The sequence below is a fragment of the Mesorhizobium sp. genome (assembly GCF_004962245.1).
In the GTDB taxonomy this organism is placed as follows: Bacteria; Pseudomonadota; Alphaproteobacteria; order Rhizobiales; family Rhizobiaceae; genus Mesorhizobium.
In genome coordinates this window covers 1-18,683 of the sequence record NZ_SUHQ01000052.1, presented here as the reverse complement: position 1 = coordinate 18,683, position 18,683 = coordinate 1, and the positions used below count along the sequence as shown (strand labels likewise).

The following is an 18,683-nucleotide window of genomic DNA, read 5'->3' as shown; positions in this document are numbered from 1 at the left end:
AACTATTTCAACAACGCAGGATATGCTTCCGTCAAAACCTGAAACGCTCTAGAACAAAGCGCCAGAGCGGGATGCGCAGCGAGCGCTTTATATTCGTGCATGATCCTTGCCGAAAATCGATTCCGCGTCAGCCCGCCGCGTTTGCCGGCGATGCTGAGAGCGGTCAGCCGCCCAGGCGAAGGCGGCATGCCTGGCGCCGCGCATCTCGAGCAGGTGGTTTGAAGCCCGCAAGCGGATGACACGCTGGCACGGTTACGCAGCCTTGAGACGATAGCGGAAGATTGTGTGGTCGAGCAGAAGCCGGATTCGCGGTTCGGCCTCGATCGCAATCAGCCAGCTCGCCGCGATCATGGTTGCCCCGACAACGGCCACCGAAAGCAGGTAGGGCACTCCGGCGCGCATCAGCGCCCCGAGAATGGCCGCACCGACGACGTCATGGATCAGATAGAGGGGGTAGGTCATCAGGCCGATCCGGCGCCAGCCGCGCCAGGACAAGTCGAGCCGCAACGACCACGCCATCAGGGCGACGGCAACGAGGAAGAAGATGATCGGTGGCGCGTATGGCATCTGCTCTTCGACCTTCACAGTGTGAACATCGACCGAACTGGCGATCTGCAGGACGCAGCCGACCAGGAACAGGGCACACAGGGCGAGGCGAGCGCGTGTCACCGCCTTGAATCGCATCAGCCAGATCATGACGCCGACCGCAAAAAAGCACCCGTGATGCACCAGCAGCAGGTCAAGCCAGCGCGTCTCGGCAAGGTCCGACCAGTCGAGCGGATAATACAGGCACCAGAAGAGCGTGCTGATCATGCCAATCACGCTGGCCACGACCTCCATCAGGTGAAAGCGCCGCAGCCGCAGCAAGGTCCAGACGACGGCGTAAAAGGCAATCTCGATGCCGAGCGTCCAATAGACGCTGTCGACCCAGGGAGAGTAAGGAACGAACAATGCCGTGCGAATGAGCCTGATCACCGCATCCGTCGGCCAGCTGAGGTCGGCCAGGAGCAGCACCGCCGCGGTGATGGGCGCGCAGATCCAGACCGCCGGCACCAATCGTTTCACCCTTGCCTCGAAAAACCGCAAGGGGGTCGAGTTTTCGGCGCTGAAGGCGATGACGAAGCCGCTGATGACGAAAAACACTTGTACGCCGACCCATCCTGAGCCGAGCATCTCCAGTTCCGGATGCGGCGGGATGCCGCCGGTCGCCCGTGCCGAAACGCCGGAGGGAAAGGCCCACACCCAGTAACCGTAGTGGTAGAACATCACGAGGACGGCGGCGAGGAATCGAAGGATGTCGACGCCGCCAAATGTAGTCTTTTTCTGAGCCATGCCGTATCGTCGGTGGGCGCCCCAGCCAAACTGTATGGGGATTTGCTGCATTGCACAATAGCCGATTGGCTATCGGCCCGATGTCTTTACCGGCCGATCCCGCGTCCCTTCAGCGCCGCGGTGATCTCGTCGAGAATGATCGGGTCGTCGATGGTCGCCGGCATCGCCCAGTCTTCCTTGTCGGCAATCTTCTGCATGGTGCCGCGCAGGATTTTGCCGGAGCGTGTCTTTGGCAGGCGCTTGATCGTCACCACCGTCTTGAAGGCGGCAACCGGGCCGATCCGCTCGCGCACCAGCGTGACCACCTCGGTCTCGATAGTGGCGGTGTCGCGCGCGACACCGGCATTCAGCACGACGAAGCCGAGCGGAACCTGGCCCTTCATCGCGTCGGCGACGCCGATGACGGCGCATTCGGCAACATCCGGATGTGCGGCCAGAACCTCCTCCATGGCGCCGGTCGACAGCCGGTGGCCGGCGACGTTGATGATGTCGTCGGTCCGGGCCATGACATAGAGATAGCCATCCTCATCCATCATGCCGGCATCCGCCGTCTTGTAGAAGCCGGGGAATTCGTCGAGATAGGCTTGGCGAAACCGGTCATCGGCGTTCCACAGCGTCGGCAGACAGCCGGCCGGCAGCGGCAGCTTGACCACGACATTGCCCAACGTGCCGCGCGGCACTTTGTGGCCGGCATCGTCGAGCACGCGGATGTCGTAGCCGGGCATCGGCACGCCGGGTGAGCCGTATTTCACCGGCAGCAGGCCCAGTCCGGCCGGGTTGATGGTCATCGGCGAGCCGGTCTCGGTCTGCCACCAATGGTCGATCACCGGCACCTTCAATTGCTGCTCCGCCCATTTGATGGTTTCTGGATCGGCGCGCTCGCCGGCGAGGAACAGCGTGCGGAATTTCGAGAGGTCGTATTTCGGGACGAACTCGCCCTTCGGATCCTGTCCCTTGATGGCGCGGAAGGCGGTCGGCGCGGTGAACAGCGCGACCACGCCATGCTCCGATATCACCCGCCAGTACGTGCCGGCGTCGGGCGTGCCGACCGGCTTGCCCTCGAACAGCACGGTCGTGCATCCATGCAGCAGCGGGCCGTAGACGATGTAGGAATGGCCGACCACCCAGCCGACGTCGGAAGCCGCCCAGAACACCTCGCCCGGCTTGACGCCGAACTCGTTCTCCATCGACCATTTCAGCGCGACCATGTGGCCGCCATTGTCGCGCACGATGCCCTTGGGCTGGCCGGTCGTGCCTGATGTGTAGATGATGTAGAGCGGGTCGGTGGCGAGCACCGGAACGCAGTCGACATTGGCGCCCGCGGCCCGCTCGCGGGCAACCGCGTCGGCATAGTCGATGTCGTGGTTGTCCTTCATCTCGCAGCGAAGCTGGTCGCGCTGCAGGATGAGGCAGGCATCGGGCTTGTGCCGGGACATCTCGATCGCCTTGTCGAGCAGCGGCTTGTAGGCGACGACCCGCCCGGGCTCCAGGCCGCAAGAGGCGGAGATGATCAGCTTCGGCTTGGCATCGTCGATGCGGGTGGCGAGCTCGTGCGAGGCAAAGCCGCCAAAGACCACCGAATGCACGGCGCCGATCCGGGCGCAGGCAAGCATGGCAAAGGCCGCTTCCGGCACCATCGGCATGTAGATGATGACCCGGTCGCCCTTTTGAACGCCGCGGTTCTTCATCACCGATGTCAGCGCGACCACCTCGCGCTTCAGTTCGGCATAGGTGAATTTCCTGATCGTGCCTGAGATCGCGCTGTCATGGATCAGCGCGATCTGGTCGGCGCGGCCACCAGCAACGTGGCGGTCGACGGCGTTGAAGCAGGTGTTGCACGAGGCACCGCCAAACCAGCGTCCATAGACGCCGGCATTCGGATCGAACACGGTGTCGAAGGGCGAGAACCAGTCGATGGCTTTGGCCGCATCCGCCCAGAATTTTTCCGGATCGCGTTTCCAGCCGTCATAGACCTCGTGGTAGCGTGACGCCATCCAGCTTCCTCCCCAGGAATGTTTGCTGTCTTTGAAACAGCGTATGCTGTTTTTGCAAGCATGTGCAATTTCGTCTTTTGGCGACCTCGCCTTGGTCGCAAATACCCGGCCGATGGTCGAGGGTCATAATTGGGGGGCCGGCGCAATGAAGTTGCGATGCGATGGTGGGTCTGCCGTGTTGACGGCGATCCTGTTGATGGTCGCTCAGGCCGGCGATGCGGCGGCACGGCACATTATCGGCTTTTCGCCGGACGCCTCTCGTGCAACGCTTTAGTCAGGGATTTGAAGGACGGGACCGCCGCTTTATCGCCGTGACCGGCCAGATGCATTGAAGCGCGCCTGCTTGCGGCAAAGCACGGTTCCTAAAGCGGCAGCGCCGCGAGCATAAGACCCACACCGCCGGCGATCAGCAAAGCGGCGGCCAGCGCCTTTCTGTGACGTTCGAAACCCGTCGGCGCCCGATCCCAATTGTAACGCATGTTCTGCCTCCCAAAACCCCGCCGGATTCCTTATCTTACCATGGGTAAGGAAAGCAACATTGTGCCTAAGTCCACTGCATTGGCCTGACAATGCTCGGCATGGCGCATGACAGTGTTGTCACCGACTATTTCCGGGCGGGCGCTATATGCCCCAACGCAGCGCGGCCGTATGCACCGGTGCGTCCCATAATGCGGTCGTCTCGTCGTCGAGCATGGTCATCGTGATCGAGCAGCCGGCCATGTCGAGCGATGTTACGTAGGATCCGACCAGCGAGCGGGTGACCGTCACGCCGTTCCTCTCGAAGATTTTGCGGGCGCTGTTGTACATCAGGTAAAGCTCCATCAGCGGCGTGCCGCCGAAGCCGTTGACGAAGAGCAGCGCCGGACCTTTTGCCTTGTCACCCAGATCGCCCAGGATTGCCGCGCAGATCTCCTCGGCTATGGCGTCGGCGCTTTTCAACGTGTCGCGGCGGCGGCCGGGCTCGCCATGGATGCCGACGCCGAATTCCATCTCGCCATCGCCGATGTCGAAGGTCGGCTTGCCGGCCGCCGGTACGGTGCAACTGGTCAGCGCCACGCCCATCGACCGCGTTGCGCCATTGACGCGCTCGCCCAACGCCTTCAGCGGCTTCAGCGCCATGCCTTGCTCGGCCGCTGCGCCGACGATCTTCTCGACCACCAGCGTGCCGGCGACGCCGCGTCGGCCGGTTGTGTAGGACGAATTCTCGACCGCGACGTCGTCGTTGGTCACGACTTGCATGACGCCCTCCGACATCTCGGCGGCCATGTCGAAGTTCATCACGTCGCCCTCGTAGTTCTTGACGATGAACAGGCAGCCGGCGCCGGTGTTGACTGCTTCCGCGGCCGCCATCATCTGGTCCGGCGTCGGCGAGGTGAACACCTGGCCGGGGCAGGCAGCATCCAGCATGCCATGCCCGACCAGCCCGCCATGCAGCGGTTCGTGGCCAGAGCCGCCGCCGGAGATCAGCGCCACCTTGCCCGGCTTGAGTATCTTGCGGCGGACGAATTTATGCTCGTCGCCAAGCGCCAGTATGTCGGCATGGGCTGCAACGAAGCCGTCGAGGCTTTCGGTCAGCACCGTGTCCACAGAATTCAAAAACTTCTTCATGGCCGTCTCCTCCCGAAATAGCTGAACGTAGCGCGACTATGTCCCGCCCTTGCCGGCGATGCTGGTGATCTTCTGGATAAAATCGTTGACCGCCCGGTCGAGCGCCGCGTTCTGCTTGTCGTCGCCGAAATCGGGAACGATCAGCGAGACATGCCGCGTCTTGCGCATGCCTGCGGCCACCGACATCTTTCCCGGATGCGCCTGATGATAGGCCGCAAGAAAATGGTCGCGTTCGGCCGGGCTGAAATGGCAGACGGAAAAGATAGCCGGCAAATGTTTGGACGGGATCGGGATCGAATAGGTCGGACTGGAAATCTGCGTGACGAAGCTGCGGTGCTTGCCCAGCGCGTCGGCGAGACGCTGACGCATGCCGGACGGGCGCTGGTCGATGACCTGCGACAGGATCGTCTTGTAGGCGCGGATCGCCTCTTCGGAGCCGGCTTCGGGCGTCTTCTCGGCCATGCCGGCGCCTAGATCGGGACATCCGCAATGGCCGCCTTGGCCATTGCGAGCTGGGCGGGAACCACCGAGAGGTCACGCAGGCCGGCCTCGATCAGCGCCGAGATCGCCGCCGGATCGCCGCCGGCGTCGCCGCACAGGCTGACCGGCGTCTCTTGCGCGCGGCCAAAGGCCGCAACCGAGGTGATCAGTCGAAGCACGGCCGGGTGCCTGACCGAATTGAGATGCGCCACTGACGCGTTGTCGCGCGCCGCCGCCATCACATATTGGGTGAGGTCGTTCGAGCCGATCGAGAAGAAGGCGACCTTGGCAAATGCCTCCGGTGCGACCGCCACCGACGGCACCTCAACCATGATGCCGAGTGGCGGCATTCTTTGCGCGACGCCGCGCGCGGCAAGCGCGGCCTGCTCTTCCGCGAACAGCGCGGCGGCACGTTCGTATTCGCCCACAACGGCGATCATCGGGAACATCACCTTGAGATTGCCGTGGACGGCGGCGCGCAGCAGCGCCCGGATCTGCACCCGAAAAACCTCCGGCCTTGCCAGCGACAGCCTGATGCCGCGCAGGCCGAGGAATGGGTTGGTTTCTTCTACCGTGAAGCCGGGCACCGGCTTGTCGCCGCCGGCATCGACGGTGCGGATCGTCACCGGTTTATCACCGGCCCATTCCAGCACCTTGCGATAGGCGCGATATTGCGTTTCCTCGTCCGGCAGCGTCTTGCCGAACAGGAACTCGGTGCGCATCAGCCCAACGCCGTCGCAGGTCGAGATATCGATGGCATCGACATCGGACGGATCGGCTATGTTGACCTGCACCCGCACCGCCGTACCTGCTTTCGTCACCGCCGGCCGTGCCAAGAAGGTTTCAGCCCTGTCGCGACGCGCGGCAAACGAGGACGACGATCGGCGGAATGCCTCGACTTCGGCTTTCGACGGCGCCAGCACGATGCCGCCATGCTCGGCGTCGAGCAGGGCGACGCCGGCAAGATGAGCCGGCGCAGCACCGAGCCCAACCACCCCAAGCCCCACGACCATCGGCACGCCGCGCGAGCGCGCCAGCATGGCGACGTGACTGGCGGCACTGCCCGCTTTCAGCGCAATGCCGCCGCCGGAACTCCAGTCGGTTTCGAGGAAGCGCGTCGGCGCGATATCCTCGCCATAGAAGATGGCTCCCGCCGGCGCGGCAGCCTCGCTGTCCTCGGTCAGCGCGCGCAGCACCTGGTCTCTGATATCGCGCATGTCGGCGGCGCGCGCCCGGAAATAGTCCTGGTCTGACGTCTCGTAGCCGACAATTTCGGCGTCGAGCGCCTGCCGCCATGCCGCATCCGCTGGCTGACCTGAGTCAATCGCGGCGAAGGCCGGACCGGTCAGCGCGTCATCCTCCAGCATGGCGATCTGGAATTCGAGAATGTCGGCGGCGTCGCCGTCGACCGCCTCGATCAGCGTGGCAAGCCGGCTTGCGGCTGCCTTGATTGCCGTTTCGAGCGCGAACCTCTCGTCCGCAGGGCTCGCCTTGCGGCCATAGCGCGCGGCAACCGGATCGAGGTTGAACAGCGGCCCTTCGGCATAGCCAGCCGAGGCCGAAATCCCCTTCAGCCTAAGCGGTTCGGGCATGGTCCGCGCCCTCGTCGAAATCGCGCCGCACCAGCTCGACCAGCGCGCCGACCGCTTCGGCGGCGCCGTCGCCTCTGGCTCTGATATGCAGCTCCGTGCCTTTCGGCGCTTTGGCCGCCATCACCTTGACGATGCTCTTGGCGTCGAACCACGGCCCGTTGGCGGCGAGCGCAACTTCGACCTCGGCCGCGAACGTCTTGGCGAGCTTGGTGAACTTCACCGAAGGGCGCGCATGCAGACCGACCTCGTGGGTGATCAGGACGGTGGCTTCGGTGGATGCGGACATCGAGTCAAAATTCCTGTTCATTCACGATGGCGACAATTCGTGTGCCGTCGCCACCACTTCCCGGAGCGAAGCGCCGCCGGAAGCCTCCGTTGCCGCCATCACCGCGCCCTCGACGATTGGCGCATTGCAGACGACGATCTTCTGCGCGCGCGGCTCACCGATCATCTCGACCGCCATCTCACTGTTGGTCTCGGCGCCGCCAAGATCGACAAGTATGGCGACACCCGCCTCGGACCAGGCCTTGTCGATGGCGCCCATGATCGCCTCGACGTTTGTGCCCAGCCCGCCATGGCCGTTTCCACCGCACCATGCAAGCGGCACTTCGTCGCCGACCATCTGGCGCACCATGTCGGCCGTGCCCTCGGCGACCAGCGGTGAATGCGATACGATGACGATGCCGACATTGCTCATGCGTGCCCCTTAATGGTTTCGACGACAGCCCGCACCAAAAGCGCGACCGAGCGTGCCCCGGCATCCATGTGACCGATCGAGCGGTCGCCGAGGAACGAGGCACGTCCGCGCAAGGCCTTCATCGGCACGGTGGCGTCGGCCGCACTGTCGGCGGCGTCAGTGATTTCCGCTCCGGTCTTCCCCCGCAACAGGGCGTCATGCACTGGCTGCAGCACGTCGAGCATGGTCTTTTGGCCGACCTGCGACTTGCCGCGTGCCGCCACCGCTTCGATCGCCTTGCCGAAGGCTGCCGCCAGATTGGCGCGATCCGGCTCAGTGGAAACCTCCTTGCCGAGCGCCATGAACAGCGTGCCGAACAGCGGGCCGGAAGCGCCGCCGACCGTCATCACCAATTTGGTGCCGATCGCCTTCAGCGCCTCGGGCAATGGCTTTGCCGCGAACGTATCGGCCTCGGCGCGCACCGCCTCGAAGCCGCGCTTCATGTTGAGCCCATGGTCGCCGTCGCCGATCGCCTGGTCGAGCGTGGTCAGCTCGTCCGCATGGGCGGCAATCGTGTCGGCGGTGGCTGATATCAGCGCCTTCAGGTCAACCCTGTCCATCGTCCCAGTCTTGTCCATCGTCCCAACGCTCATTGGTTTGCGATCCTGTTGCCGGCCTGGTCGAAGAACAGCGGCGCCCGGTAGCGGATCGTCACCTTGTCGCCCTTTTCCAGTTGCGTGTCGGGGTCGGTCAGCGTCACCAGTTTTTTGGTCCCGACGCTCACATGCAGGTGGTTCTGGTCGCCCAGATGCTCGACCCAGTCAACCACGCCGTCGGCGTGGCCGTTCGATGCCTTGCCGATCGACAGATGTTCTGTACGCGCGCCGATCGTTTTGGTTCCCGCCGGCGCATCGCCATCGGGCAGCAGCCCGGTCGGCAACAGATTGATCGCCGGCTGGCCGAGCCTTGCGGCGACATGAAGGTTGGCCGGCTCCGAATAGATCGTTCGCGGCGTGCCGATCTGCACCAGAACGCCGTCGGCGAGAATGCCGATGCGATCGGCCATGGTCATCGCCTCGATCTGGTCATGCGTGACATAGAGCATGGTGGCGCCGAGCTCGGCCTGGATGCGCTTCAGCTCGAGCCGGAGGTCGGCACGCAGCTTGGCGTCGAGCGACGACAGCGGCTCGTCCATCAGGTAGATGGCAGGCTTGCGCACCAGTGCGCGGCCGATGGCAACGCGCTGCATCTCGCCGCCGGAAAGCCTGGTCGAGCGGTTGTTCAGCTTGTGGTGGATGCGCACCATCCTGGCCACCTCCTCGACGCGGTGGCGAATCTTGTCTTCCGGCATCTTTCGCGCCGGCGAACGCAGCGGGAAGGCGAGGTTGTCGTAGACCGACAGATGCGGGTAGAGCGAATATTGCTGGAAGACGAAGGCGGTGTCGCGCTCGGCCGGCGAGAGTGCTGTCGCATCACGGGTGCCGATATGGATCGAGCCGGTGTCGGGCCGCTCCAATCCGGCGATAAGTCTGAGCGTCGTCGTCTTGCCGGCCCCGGTCGGGCCGAGCAGCACGACGAATTCGCCGTCGGCAATGCGCAGGTCGAGATTGTCGACGGCGACATGCTCGCCGAAGGCTTTGGTCACGCCTTTGATGTGTATGTCAGCCATGCTGCGCTCTTGCCTGGGAGGCTTCGTCATGGATCGCGGTTCGCACTGCGCGGCCGGAGCCTTTCTCGAACAGCGACAGCCGGGCGCTGCTCAGCGCCAGGCCGACATGGTCGCCCGCATTGAGCCGGATTTCGGCCGGCACCCTGGCCTTGATGATGCCGTCCGCAGTCTCCACCGCCACGATCTGCGTGGTGCCGAGATATTCGGTGCCGTAGACGGCGCCGCGCAATTTCGAAGCGTCGTCGAAGCGGATGTGCTCCGGCCTGATGCCGAGCGCCATGTCGGCTGGCGCGATATCCTCGCGCACCTCTGGCACCGCCACCTTGGCGCCTTGCACCACGATCTCCCTGGCGCCCTTTGAAAGCCCACCGCCGAAGCCGAGGAAATTCATCGGCGGCGAGCCGATGAAGTCGGCGACGAACATGGTCGCCGGCCGGTCGTAGATTTCGCGTGGGCTTCCGAACTGCTCGATGACGCCGTGGTTCATCACCGCGATCTTGTCGGCCATCGACATCGCTTCCATCTGGTCATGCGTGACGTAGACCGTGGTGGCGTGAATGCGGTTGTGCAACTCGCGCAGCTCATGGACCATGAGATCGCGGAATTCGGTGTCGAGCGTGCCGAGCGGCTCGTCCATCAGGAAGCATTTTGGCCGCCGCACGATGGCGCGGCCGAGCGCCACGCGCTGACGATCGCCGCCGGCAAGGCCGGAGACGGATTTGTTGAGCAGATGGTCGATGCGTAGCAGCTTCGCCGTCTCTTCGACCCGTTGGCGGATTTCAGCACCTGGCATGCCTTGCGCCAGCAGCGGGAAGCCGATGTTCTTGCGCACATTCATATGCGGATAGAGCGCGAACAGCTGGAACACGAAGGCGATGTCGCGCTCGCGGGCACGCCGCATGGTGACGTCCTCGCCGCCGAGCAGAATCTTGCCGCCTGTCGGCAGTTCGAGCCCGGCGATCATCCTGAGCGTCGTCGTCTTGCCGCAGCCCGACGGCCCCAGCATGACGAAGAACTCGCCGTCCTCGACGACGAAATTGGAATCCTGCACCGCGACGAAATCGCCGAATGCTTTCCTCAGATGCTCGACCCTGATCTCCGCCATCGTCTACTCCGGAAATTTCGAGACGATGATGAACATTGCCGTGCCGGCCAGCATGGTGACGAACGAATAGGTGTAGAGCGACAGCGCGAAGGGTTGGAACAGCATCAGGAAACCGATGGCGATGATCGCCGTGGCGATGTTCTCCATCAGCCCGCGCCTGGCCCAGACAGGCCAGCGCGATTTTCGTTTTGCGGGCTGGATCGTGCTCATTTGCGCACCGCGCCGAAGGTGATGCCGCGCAAGAGCTGCTTGCGGAGCAGGATGGTGAAGACCAGGATCGGCACCAGGAAGATCGTCGTGCCGGCGGCGACCGCCGGCCAGTCCTGGCCGCCTTCGCCGATGATGGTCGGGATGAAGGGCGGGGCGGTCTGCGCCGTACCGGAGGTCAGGAGTGCCGCGAAGGCGTACTCGTTCCAGGCGAAGATCAGGCAGAAGATGGCGGTCGCTGCAATGCCGGTGGTCGCCTGCGGCAGCACGGTGCGCCAGAAAGCCTGCAGCCGCGTATAGCCGTCGATCATCGCCGCTTCCTCATATTCGCGTGGGATCTCGTCGATGAAGCCTTTCAGCAGCCAGACGGCGAGCGACACGTTGACCGCCGTGTAGAGCAGGATCATGCCGAGCGCGGTATCCGACAGGCCGAGCTCGCGATACATCAGGTAGATCGGGATGGCGACGGCGATCGGCGGCATCATCCGGGTCGACAGGATGAAGAACAGCAGGTCGTCGGCCAGCGGCACCTTGAAGCGCGAGAAGCCATAGGCCGACAGCGTGCCGAGGAAGACAGCGCAGAACGTCGAGCCGAAGGCGATGATCAGCGAATTGACGAAGCGCGGCATGAAGTTGGACGGGCCGGCGATCACCATGTTGCGCTTGCGCACGGTCTCGTCGCAGAGGCCGGTCGCCGGTCCCAGCGAGTTGATGTATTCCGGCGTCTGCCGGGTCCGGGTGGAGAACAGATTGCAGTAGCCTTCGAGGCTCGGCTGGAAGACGATCTTCGGCGGATAGGCGATCGAATCCGGCGGTGTCTTGAAGCTGGTGGCGAAGATCCACAGCAGCGGCACGATCGAGATCAGCGCATAGGCGACGATGATCGTGCCGGCGACAAGCTTCGAGGTTGCCGAAGGTGCAACGACCGAATGGGCTGTGGTCAGGCTCATCTCTGCTTCACCTTGTTCAGCGCCTTGACGTAGATGTTGGCAAGGCCGAACACCGCGACGAACAGGATGATGGCGAAGGCCGAGGAGTAGCCCGTCCGCCAGCTTTCGAAGGCCTGTCGCTTCAGCGTGATCGAGGCAACTTCGGTGGTCGATCCCGGTCCGCCGCCGGTAAGCAGGTTGACCATGTCGAACATCTTGAAGTTCTCGATGCCGCGAAACAGCACCGCCAGCATGATGAAGGGCAGTGCCATCGGCAACGTGATCGACCAGAACTGCCGCCAGTTGGACGCGCGGTCGACCTCGGCCGCCTCGTAGATGTATTCGGGGATCGAGCGCAGGCCGGCGAGGCAGATCAGCATCACGTAAGGCGTCCACATCCAGGTGTCGACGATGACGATCGACCACGGCGCCAGCGACACGTTGGAGAGCATGCCGATCTGCGTTGCCGGAATGCCTGACACGAACGAGATGGCATAGGCGAACAGGCCGATCTGCGGCTCGTAAAGGAAGCGCCAGAAATTGCCGACCACCGCCGGCGACAGCATCATCGGAACCAGAATGATGGTCGTCCAGAAGGCGTGGCCGCGAAATTTCCTGTCGATCAGCCAGGCCAGCGTGAAGCCGATCAGCGTCTGCAAAAGGATCGTCCAGAACACGAAATGCGCCGTCGTCTGCATGGCGATCCAGATGTCCTGGTCGCCGAGGATGCGCTTGTAGTTGGCAAGGCCGACATTCCTGACCACCTCGTTGGGACGATTGGCACGGTAATTGGTGAAGGACAGATAGATCGCCCAGAACAGCGGGAAGATGTTGATGGCAAGCAGCAACAGGATCGTCGGCGAGATGAACAGCCAGGCGAGGCCCTTGTCGCTGATGCCCCGGACCTTGCGGGCCAACCGCTCAGGCGTGGCCCGGGCAACGCTGTCCGCAGTCCGATTGAGCATGGTCAGTCCCGCTTCGGTCACTTTAAGTCGTCTCGACAATGGAATTTATCTGAACTGTGTCCCGTGCCAAGGGCGGCACGGGACAGGCGGTCGTGGCTCGGGAGGAGCCGGTTGGATCTTGGCCCAGTCACATCTTGCCATCGTCCTGGAACACCTCGGTCCAGTCCTTGACCAGGCCGTCAAGCGCATCCTTGGCCGACCCCTGGCCGGCGACGACATAATCATGGAAGCGCTTCTGCGAGGCCTGCAGCAGCGGTGCATAGCTGGGCTCGGCCCAGAAGTCCTTCACGATGGCCATGGAGTCGAGGAAGGTCTGCGCATAGGGCTGGCTGGCCGGGAAGCCCGGGTCGTTCACGACTGCGTTGAGGCAGGAGTAGCCGCCGAGCGACCACCACTTGGCCTGCACATCCTTGTTGGCGAACCATTTGATGTATTTGAGCGCGGCGTCCTGCTTGTCCGAATAGGAGACCACCGAGATGCCCTGGCCGCCGAGCTGGGCGAACTGGTCGCCGTCGGGACCCTTGGGATTAGCGAAGTAACCGATCTTGTCGCCGCCGACATTCTCGTCCTTCTGCAGGCCCGGCCAGGTGAAGGCGAAGTTCATGTGCATCGCCACCTGGCCGGATTTGAAGGCATCGACGCCTTCGCCCATGTAGCTGTTCGAGGCCCCGGGAGGCGTGCAGCAATCATAGAGCGCCTTGTAGAATTCCAGACCCTTCACCGATTTCTCGGAATTGACGAAGCCGTCCATCTCGTAGGGCTTCTCGGGATTCTCGTATTTGAAGCCGAAGCTGTAGAGCACGTCCATGGCGCCCATGGTGATGCCTTCGGAGCCGCGCTCGGTATAGATCGACGCGCCATAGACCGTCTTGCCGTCGATCTCGCGCTTCTGGAAGAACTCGGCGATCTGCTTCAACTGGTCGAAGGTCGTCGGCGCTGCGAGATCCCAGCCGTACTTTTCCTTGAATTCCTTCTGCAGTTCCGGCTTGGAGAACCAGTCCTTGCGATAGGTCCAGCCGACGACGTCACCCATGGCCGGCAGCGCCCAGTAGTTCGGCGAGTTCTTCGGCCATTCGGAATAGCCGACGACGGTCGCCGGCACGAAATCGTCCATGCTGATCTTCTCCTTGTCGAAGAAGTCGTTCAGCTTGACGTAGTGGCCGTTCTCGGCCGAACCACCGATCCACTGGCTGTCGCCGATGATCAGGTCGCACAGCTTGCCCTTGGAATTCAGTTCGTTGAGGAAGCGATCGGCATAGTTGGTCCACGGCACGAATTCGAATTTCATGCCGATGCCGGTTTCCTTGGTAAAATCCTTGGACAGTTCCACAAGCGCGTTGGCCGGGTCCCAGGCTGCCCAGCAAAGCGTCAGATCTTCCGCATGCGCGACGTTTGAAACGGCTGTCGACGCAAACATCGCCGAGGTCAGTCCCAACGTCAGTTTCAAGGTCGATTTCATGCCTTCCTCCCATTTGCGAAACGCGCCCGGATGACGGTTTCAAGAAACCTCAACCCCCCTCCTCAGGGGCCTAAACATGACGACGCGGTCTGGCCGCGGATGTTTAGTAATTTGTTGAGTGATGCAATTTTTACTAAACAAGGCAAGCGAATTCGTCGCTGCACCGCAGCATGGCGCTCCCGTCCCGCGTGCTGGTCCGGAGAAATGGAGGTTGTCAGATGGTTCGGCGCGCCGGGTACCGGCTCAATCGACCGTCCTGGTGCCGACCGTCACCGGGTGGATCGCTGGGGCCACCGCCGTCGCTTCCTCGCGGCGGGCGTGGGTGAGCGATTCCGGATCGCGCTTCCGCCCTTGGCTCCATCCGTGGCTATCGCAAAAACCAATTCTGCGCCTTGCGCGGCATAGGTGGCCATCGTACCGAGCATGAGAATATCTCGATGTCGTCCGGATGCGCACCGAGCGCCAGTATCTCACTCTGCTTTCTCCACCTTCACTCTGCCTTCTCCCCGGAAATGAAAAAACGTGACGAACGGAATCCTGCTCGCCCTGATCGCCTATGCAAGCTATTCGTGCAACGATGCCGTCGTCAAAAGCCTGGGCGGGCAGTTCACGGTGTTCGAGATCGGGTTTTTCTCGACATTGTTTGCCGGCTTGTTTCTTCTCTTCACCCGGCCGAACGGCGAACGCTGGCGTGATTTCTGGCGCATGAAGCGGCCTTGGGCGGTGCAGGCCCGCGCCTGGGCAGGCATCGCGTCCGGCGTGCTCAGCGTCTACGCCTTCACCACCATCCCGCTTGCGGAAGCCTATGCGCTGATTTTCCTGGCGCCGCTATGCGTCACCATTCTCTCCACCGTCATCCTCAAGGAGAAGGTCGGCCCGTGGCGGTGGCTGGCGGTGGTCGCCGGCTTTGCCGGTGTCATGCTGGTCGTGCGGCCGGGCTTTCGCGAGCTGCATCTCGGTCACCTTGCCGCGTTCGGCGTTGCCTATCTCGCTGCCGCCAGCGTCATCCTGATGCGTTCGCTGGCGGCTGGGGAAAAGCGCACGACGATGCTGGGCGTGCTGATCGGCTACGGCCTGTTCTTCAACGGCATCGGCGCCGCGGCCACGTCATTCTCGCTTCCGGATGCAAGGCAGCTGGCCTGGCTGGTGCTGTCGGGCGTGTTCACCGCCTGCGGCCAGTTGCTTCAGCTCCTGGCCGTCAAATACGCGCCCGCCAACCGGATCGCGCCGACGCATTACTCACAGATCCTCTGGGCGGTGATCCTGGGCGCGCTGTTCTTCCAGGAGTATCCCGATTTTCTGTCGCTTGTCGGCCTCGCCGTCGTCGGCGGCTCCGGCCTTTTGACGATGGTGCGCGAAGAGGTGAGGCTCGGCACGGTGCGCTGGAACCCGTTTTCGCGGACGCGGCTTTGATCTGCCCGCGCCGGTTGCGCGACAACCGTCAGCGCTGATATGCGGACGCTGCGGATCTGCCGCGATTGGATGGAAGCATCCCTGGAACAATGACCAGAAGAACCTTGCCGGAGCTTCCGGTTTCCGCCGTGCTGCCGGCGCTCGGCGACGCGCTGGACCATGGCAACAGCGCCGTGCTGGTGGCGCCGCCCGGCGCCGGCAAGACGACGCTGGTGCCGCTGGCGCTGCTCGGCGCAGCATGGCTCGGCACGGGAAAGATCATTCTGCTCGAGCCGCGCCGGCTCGCTGCCCGCGCTGCCGCCCGCCGCATGGCCGAGCTGCTCGGCGAGGAGCCCGGCGGAACGGTCGGCTATGCCATGCGCATGGAGAACCGCACTTCTTCGACGACCAGGATCCTGGTCGTCACCGAAGGCGTGCTGTCGCGGATGATCCTCGACGACCCGGAACTGCCCGGCGTCTCTGCTGTATTCTTCGACGAATTCCACGAGCGCTCGCTCGACGGCGATTTTGGCCTGGCACTGGCGCTCGATGTGCAAGGCGCACTGCGGCCCGACCTGCGATTGCTGGTCATGTCGGCGACGCTCGACGGCGCGCGCGTCGCTCGCTTGCTTTCCGGGGCCCCGGTGATCGAGAGCGAGGGCCGCGCCTTTCCGGTCGACATCCGCTATGATGAGCGGCCGGCCGGCATCGCCATCGAGGACGCCATGGCCAAGGCGATCCGCGCGGCCCTTGCGGATGAGAGCGGCAGCGTGCTCGCCTTCCTGCCCGGCCAGCGCGAGATCGAGCGCACCGCCGAGCGCTTGCAGGGTCGCGTCGATGCCGACACCGACATCGTGCCGCTCTACGGCATGCTCGACGGCAAGGCGCAGGATGCGGCGATCAGGCCGGCGCCGTCCGGCCGCCGCAAGGTGGTGCTGGCGACGTCGATCGCCGAAACCTCCATCACCATCGACGGCGTGCGCGTCGTCATCGATTCCGGCCTGTCGCGCCTGCCGCGCTACGAGCCGGCCAACGGCCTGACGCGGCTGGAGACGGTGCGTGTCAGCAGAGCCTCCGCCGACCAGCGCGCCGGCCGCGCCGGCCGCACGCAACCGGGCGTCGCCATCCGGCTGTGGCGAGCCGAACAGACGGCGGCACTTCCCGCCTTCACCCCGCCCGAAATCCTTGAAGCCGACCTTTCCGGCCTCTTGCTCGATTGCGCCGCCTTCGGTGTTGCCGATCCGGCGAGCCTCTCGTTCCTCGATCCGCCGCCGGCTCCGGCGCTCAACCAGGCAAGGGCGCTGCTTCGCGCGCTCGACGCCATTGACGAGGCAGGGCGCTTGACGGAGTCGGGTGCTGCGATGCGCAGGCTGGCACTGCCGGTGCGGCTGGCTCACATGGTCACCGAGGCGGCGAAGACCGGCCAGGCGTTCGAAGCGGCCCTGCTCGCCGTGCTGCTCACCGAGCGCGGCCTTGGCGGCGACGGCGCCGACCTCGAACGGCGGCTGACGCGGTTCCGATCCGAAAGATCGCCGCGCGCCACCGCCGCGCGGCAGCTTGCCGAACGGCTGGCGAAACAGGCCTCACCCTCCCCCTCGAGGGGAGGGTCGGCGAGCGAGCTGAGTGCAGCGAAGCGAGGGAGACGGGGTGGGGTCGCCGATGGCGTGCCCGAACCGACGCCACCCCGATCCGCTTCACGGATCGACTTGCCGGGGCGAGCCACGGGTCTCGCCCGTCCTTCGGACCCCCTCAAGGGGGAGGGTAATGCCGGCGCTCTCCTCATCCATGCCTGGCCGGACCGCGTCGCCAGGGCGCGCGGCGAGCGCGGCCGTTTCGTGCTGGCCAACGGTTCGGGCGCCATGCTCGACGCCGCCGACCCGCTGGCGGGCGAAACCTGGCTCGTCGTCGCCGACCTGCAGGGCAAGGCGCAGAACGCCCGCATCACCGCGGCAGCGGCGATAGATGAGGCCGACATTCGCGCTTCGCTCGCCGGCAAGATCGAGACAAGCCGCCAAACCAGCTTCGACCGCGACAGGCGAGCGGTGCGCGTGCGTGAAACCGTTCGCCTTGGCCCCATCACCCTGTCCGAACGCATGCTGCCGGCGCCGGCTGGCGCTGAGGCGGATCGCGCCATCCTCGAGGCCTTGCGCGAACACGGGCTGTCGCTTTTGCCGTGGGGCAAGGAAGCCGAAACATTGCGCCAACGGCTTGGCTGGCTGCATCGCGGCCTCGGCGCGCCCTGGCCCGATGTTTCGGACGCCGCGCTCATCGACCGCCTCGACGACTGGTTGCTGCCGTTCCTCTCCGGTACGGCGTCCTTTGCCACGATCGATCCGGGCGTGCTTTCGGCCGGCCTGATGGCATTGGTGCCGCACGATCTCCAGCGCAGGATCGAGGCGCTGGCGCCGACCCATTTCGACGCGCCGTCTGGCAGCCGCGTGCCGATCCGCTATGACGGCGAATGGCCGGTGCTGGCGGTCCGCGTGCAGGAGCTGTTCGGTCTCGACCGGCATCCGGCGATCGCGGGCGGCACCGTGCCGCTGACGCTGGAGCTTTTGTCGCCGGCGCACCGGCCTATCCAGACGACGCGCGACCTGCCCGGTTTCTGGCGCGGCTCCTGGGCCGATGTGCGGGCCGACATGCGCGGCCGCTACCCAAAGCATGTCTGGCCGGAGAACCCGCTTCTCGCTACCGCCACCAGCCGCGCCAAACCGCGCGGCACCTAGTTCCTCGACGCGGCGATCTTGACAGGTTGGAAGCCGGTCGGCAGCGAATGTCATACGTCTTTTCCAGTGGTAAAGTCGCAAACCTTCGAGAATAGCCGAATCCTCCCTTTCCTTCGTCATCCCAGGGCGGAGCAGGAGCGAAGCGACGTCGCGAAGACCCTGGGATCCATGCCGCGACATCAGCCGAAGAATGCAGCGGTCGGGAATGGTGCTTGTTTCCGCAACAGCGCCAGCTACCCTTCAGCCTGTCACCACCATCTGCTCCACCCACCGGTGCAAGCACTCGATTCTGGTCAGCTTTCGTGTGCCACAGATGTCACGGCATGGATCCCCGGGTCTGCGCTCCGCTTCGCGTTCGCTCCGCCCTGGGATGACGAAGGCATGGTGGCCAGTTGCCAATCGCAGATGTTGGCGATTGGCAGCTGGATGTCGGTCGGCGGCGACCGTCCGCAGCCCCCTTCAGGCTCAATCAATCCTCTATGCGCAGGAGCTAGCTAGATGTGAGCCTTCAGGAGGTTGTCCATTCGGCCCCGACCGAGAAAGCTGAGG

General features: G+C 64.1%; 17 protein-coding genes. 3 read left to right on the top strand and 14 right to left on the bottom strand.

Annotated features, from left to right (window positions below):
* Positions 1-252 precede the first annotated feature (252 nt).
* Both E5X88_RS31775 and E5X88_RS31770 read right to left on the bottom strand, forming a co-directional pair.
* On the bottom strand, positions 253-1,332 hold the full coding sequence (locus E5X88_RS31775; RefSeq protein ID WP_292168161.1) for an acyltransferase: 1,080 nt from the start codon (positions 1,330-1,332) through the stop codon (positions 253-255).
* A gap of 86 nt (positions 1,333-1,418) precedes the next feature.
* A complete protein-coding gene (locus tag E5X88_RS31770; RefSeq protein WP_292168159.1) occupies positions 1,419-3,326 on the bottom strand; it encodes a propionyl-CoA synthetase in 1,908 nt (635 codons plus the stop codon).
* Between the two features lie 31 nt (positions 3,327-3,357).
* On the opposite strand from E5X88_RS31770, the gene E5X88_RS31765 reads away from it, so the two are divergent.
* The gene (locus E5X88_RS31765) at positions 3,358-3,600 is read left to right on the top strand and encodes a hypothetical protein (protein ID WP_292168157.1); all 243 of its coding nucleotides are present in this window, start codon (positions 3,358-3,360) and stop codon (positions 3,598-3,600) included.
* 347 nt (positions 3,601-3,947) lie between these two features.
* On the opposite strand, the gene dhaK is transcribed toward E5X88_RS31765, so the two are convergent.
* The 12 genes from dhaK to E5X88_RS31705 form a co-directional block, all read right to left on the bottom strand.
* Entirely contained in the window at positions 3,948-4,934 is a 987-nt protein-coding gene (gene dhaK, locus E5X88_RS31760) for a dihydroxyacetone kinase subunit DhaK (protein ID WP_292168156.1), read from the bottom strand.
* A gap of 36 nt (positions 4,935-4,970) precedes the next feature.
* Positions 4,971-5,396: a hypothetical protein gene (locus E5X88_RS31755; protein WP_292168155.1), complete on the bottom strand. Its 426-nt coding sequence runs from the start codon at positions 5,394-5,396 to the stop codon at positions 4,971-4,973.
* Between the two features lie 8 nt (positions 5,397-5,404).
* Positions 5,405-7,006 (bottom strand): phosphoenolpyruvate--protein phosphotransferase, encoded by a 1,602-nt coding sequence (ptsP, locus tag E5X88_RS31750; RefSeq protein ID WP_292168153.1) that lies wholly within the window; start codon positions 7,004-7,006, stop codon positions 5,405-5,407.
* A complete protein-coding gene (locus tag E5X88_RS31745) occupies positions 6,990-7,292 on the bottom strand; it encodes an HPr family phosphocarrier protein (protein WP_292168152.1) in 303 nt (100 codons plus the stop codon). Before E5X88_RS31745 ends, ptsP begins: the two co-directional genes overlap by 17 nt.
* Positions 7,293-7,313: 21 nt before the next feature.
* Entirely contained in the window at positions 7,314-7,703 is a 390-nt protein-coding gene (dhaM, locus tag E5X88_RS31740) for a dihydroxyacetone kinase phosphoryl donor subunit DhaM (RefSeq protein ID WP_292168150.1), read from the bottom strand.
* On the bottom strand, positions 7,700-8,302 hold the full coding sequence (dhaL, locus tag E5X88_RS31735; RefSeq protein ID WP_292168165.1) for a dihydroxyacetone kinase subunit DhaL: 603 nt from the start codon (positions 8,300-8,302) through the stop codon (positions 7,700-7,702). Before dhaL ends, dhaM begins: the two co-directional genes overlap by 4 nt.
* Before the next feature lie 29 nt (positions 8,303-8,331).
* Entirely contained in the window at positions 8,332-9,351 is a 1,020-nt protein-coding gene (locus tag E5X88_RS31730; RefSeq protein WP_292168148.1) for an ABC transporter ATP-binding protein, read from the bottom strand.
* The gene (locus E5X88_RS31725; protein ID WP_292168147.1) at positions 9,344-10,456 is read right to left on the bottom strand and encodes an ABC transporter ATP-binding protein; all 1,113 of its coding nucleotides are present in this window, start codon (positions 10,454-10,456) and stop codon (positions 9,344-9,346) included. The genes E5X88_RS31730 and E5X88_RS31725 overlap by 8 nt, the downstream gene beginning before the upstream one ends.
* 3 nt (positions 10,457-10,459) lie before the next feature.
* Positions 10,460-10,666, bottom strand: a complete 207-nt coding sequence (locus tag E5X88_RS31720) for a hypothetical protein (RefSeq protein ID WP_292168146.1) — start codon at positions 10,664-10,666, stop codon at positions 10,460-10,462.
* Positions 10,663-11,613, bottom strand: a complete 951-nt coding sequence (locus E5X88_RS31715) for a carbohydrate ABC transporter permease (RefSeq protein ID WP_292168144.1) — start codon at positions 11,611-11,613, stop codon at positions 10,663-10,665. The genes E5X88_RS31720 and E5X88_RS31715 overlap by 4 nt, the downstream gene beginning before the upstream one ends.
* A complete protein-coding gene (locus tag E5X88_RS31710) occupies positions 11,610-12,557 on the bottom strand; it encodes a carbohydrate ABC transporter permease (protein ID WP_292168163.1) in 948 nt (315 codons plus the stop codon). The genes E5X88_RS31715 and E5X88_RS31710 overlap by 4 nt, the downstream gene beginning before the upstream one ends.
* Before the next feature lie 127 nt (positions 12,558-12,684).
* Entirely contained in the window at positions 12,685-14,016 is a 1,332-nt protein-coding gene (locus E5X88_RS31705) for an ABC transporter substrate-binding protein (RefSeq protein WP_292168142.1), read from the bottom strand.
* Between the two features lie 522 nt (positions 14,017-14,538).
* Here E5X88_RS31705 and E5X88_RS31700 point away from each other — a divergent pair.
* Positions 14,539-15,429, top strand: coding sequence for a DMT family transporter (locus E5X88_RS31700; RefSeq protein ID WP_292168141.1), 891 nt, complete (start codon positions 14,539-14,541; stop codon positions 15,427-15,429).
* A gap of 89 nt (positions 15,430-15,518) precedes the next feature.
* Positions 15,519-18,134 (top strand): ATP-dependent helicase HrpB, encoded by a 2,616-nt coding sequence (gene hrpB / locus E5X88_RS31695; RefSeq protein WP_292168139.1) that lies wholly within the window; start codon positions 15,519-15,521, stop codon positions 18,132-18,134.
* The last annotated feature ends 549 nt before the right edge of the window (positions 18,135-18,683 follow it).

What these genes read in the sequence shown, in the direction of transcription:
- ptsP (WP_292168153.1), bottom strand. Translation starts at nt 7,006, where the DNA reads ATGCCCGAACCGCTTAGGCTGAAGGGGATTTCGGCCTCGGCTGGCTAT.
- E5X88_RS31725 (WP_292168147.1), bottom strand. Translation starts at nt 10,456, where the DNA reads ATGGCGGAGATCAGGGTCGAGCATCTGAGGAAAGCATTCGGCGATTTC.
- hrpB (WP_292168139.1), top strand. Translation starts at nt 15,519, where the DNA reads ATGACCAGAAGAACCTTGCCGGAGCTTCCGGTTTCCGCCGTGCTGCCG.
- E5X88_RS31745 (WP_292168152.1), bottom strand. Translation starts at nt 7,292, where the DNA reads ATGTCCGCATCCACCGAAGCCACCGTCCTGATCACCCACGAGGTCGGT.
- dhaM (WP_292168150.1), bottom strand. Translation starts at nt 7,703, where the DNA reads ATGAGCAATGTCGGCATCGTCATCGTATCGCATTCACCGCTGGTCGCC.
- E5X88_RS31710 (WP_292168163.1), bottom strand. Translation starts at nt 12,557, where the DNA reads ATGCTCAATCGGACTGCGGACAGCGTTGCCCGGGCCACGCCTGAGCGG.
- E5X88_RS31720 (WP_292168146.1), bottom strand. Translation starts at nt 10,666, where the DNA reads ATGAGCACGATCCAGCCCGCAAAACGAAAATCGCGCTGGCCTGTCTGG.
- E5X88_RS31775 (WP_292168161.1), bottom strand. Translation starts at nt 1,332, where the DNA reads ATGGCTCAGAAAAAGACTACATTTGGCGGCGTCGACATCCTTCGATTC.
- E5X88_RS31770 (WP_292168159.1), bottom strand. Translation starts at nt 3,326, where the DNA reads ATGGCGTCACGCTACCACGAGGTCTATGACGGCTGGAAACGCGATCCG.
- dhaL (WP_292168165.1), bottom strand. Translation starts at nt 8,302, where the DNA reads ATGGACAGGGTTGACCTGAAGGCGCTGATATCAGCCACCGCCGACACG.
- E5X88_RS31705 (WP_292168142.1), bottom strand. Translation starts at nt 14,016, where the DNA reads ATGAAATCGACCTTGAAACTGACGTTGGGACTGACCTCGGCGATGTTT.
- E5X88_RS31715 (WP_292168144.1), bottom strand. Translation starts at nt 11,613, where the DNA reads ATGAGCCTGACCACAGCCCATTCGGTCGTTGCACCTTCGGCAACCTCG.
- E5X88_RS31755 (WP_292168155.1), bottom strand. Translation starts at nt 5,396, where the DNA reads ATGGCCGAGAAGACGCCCGAAGCCGGCTCCGAAGAGGCGATCCGCGCC.
- E5X88_RS31730 (WP_292168148.1), bottom strand. Translation starts at nt 9,351, where the DNA reads ATGGCTGACATACACATCAAAGGCGTGACCAAAGCCTTCGGCGAGCAT.
- dhaK (WP_292168156.1), bottom strand. Translation starts at nt 4,934, where the DNA reads ATGAAGAAGTTTTTGAATTCTGTGGACACGGTGCTGACCGAAAGCCTC.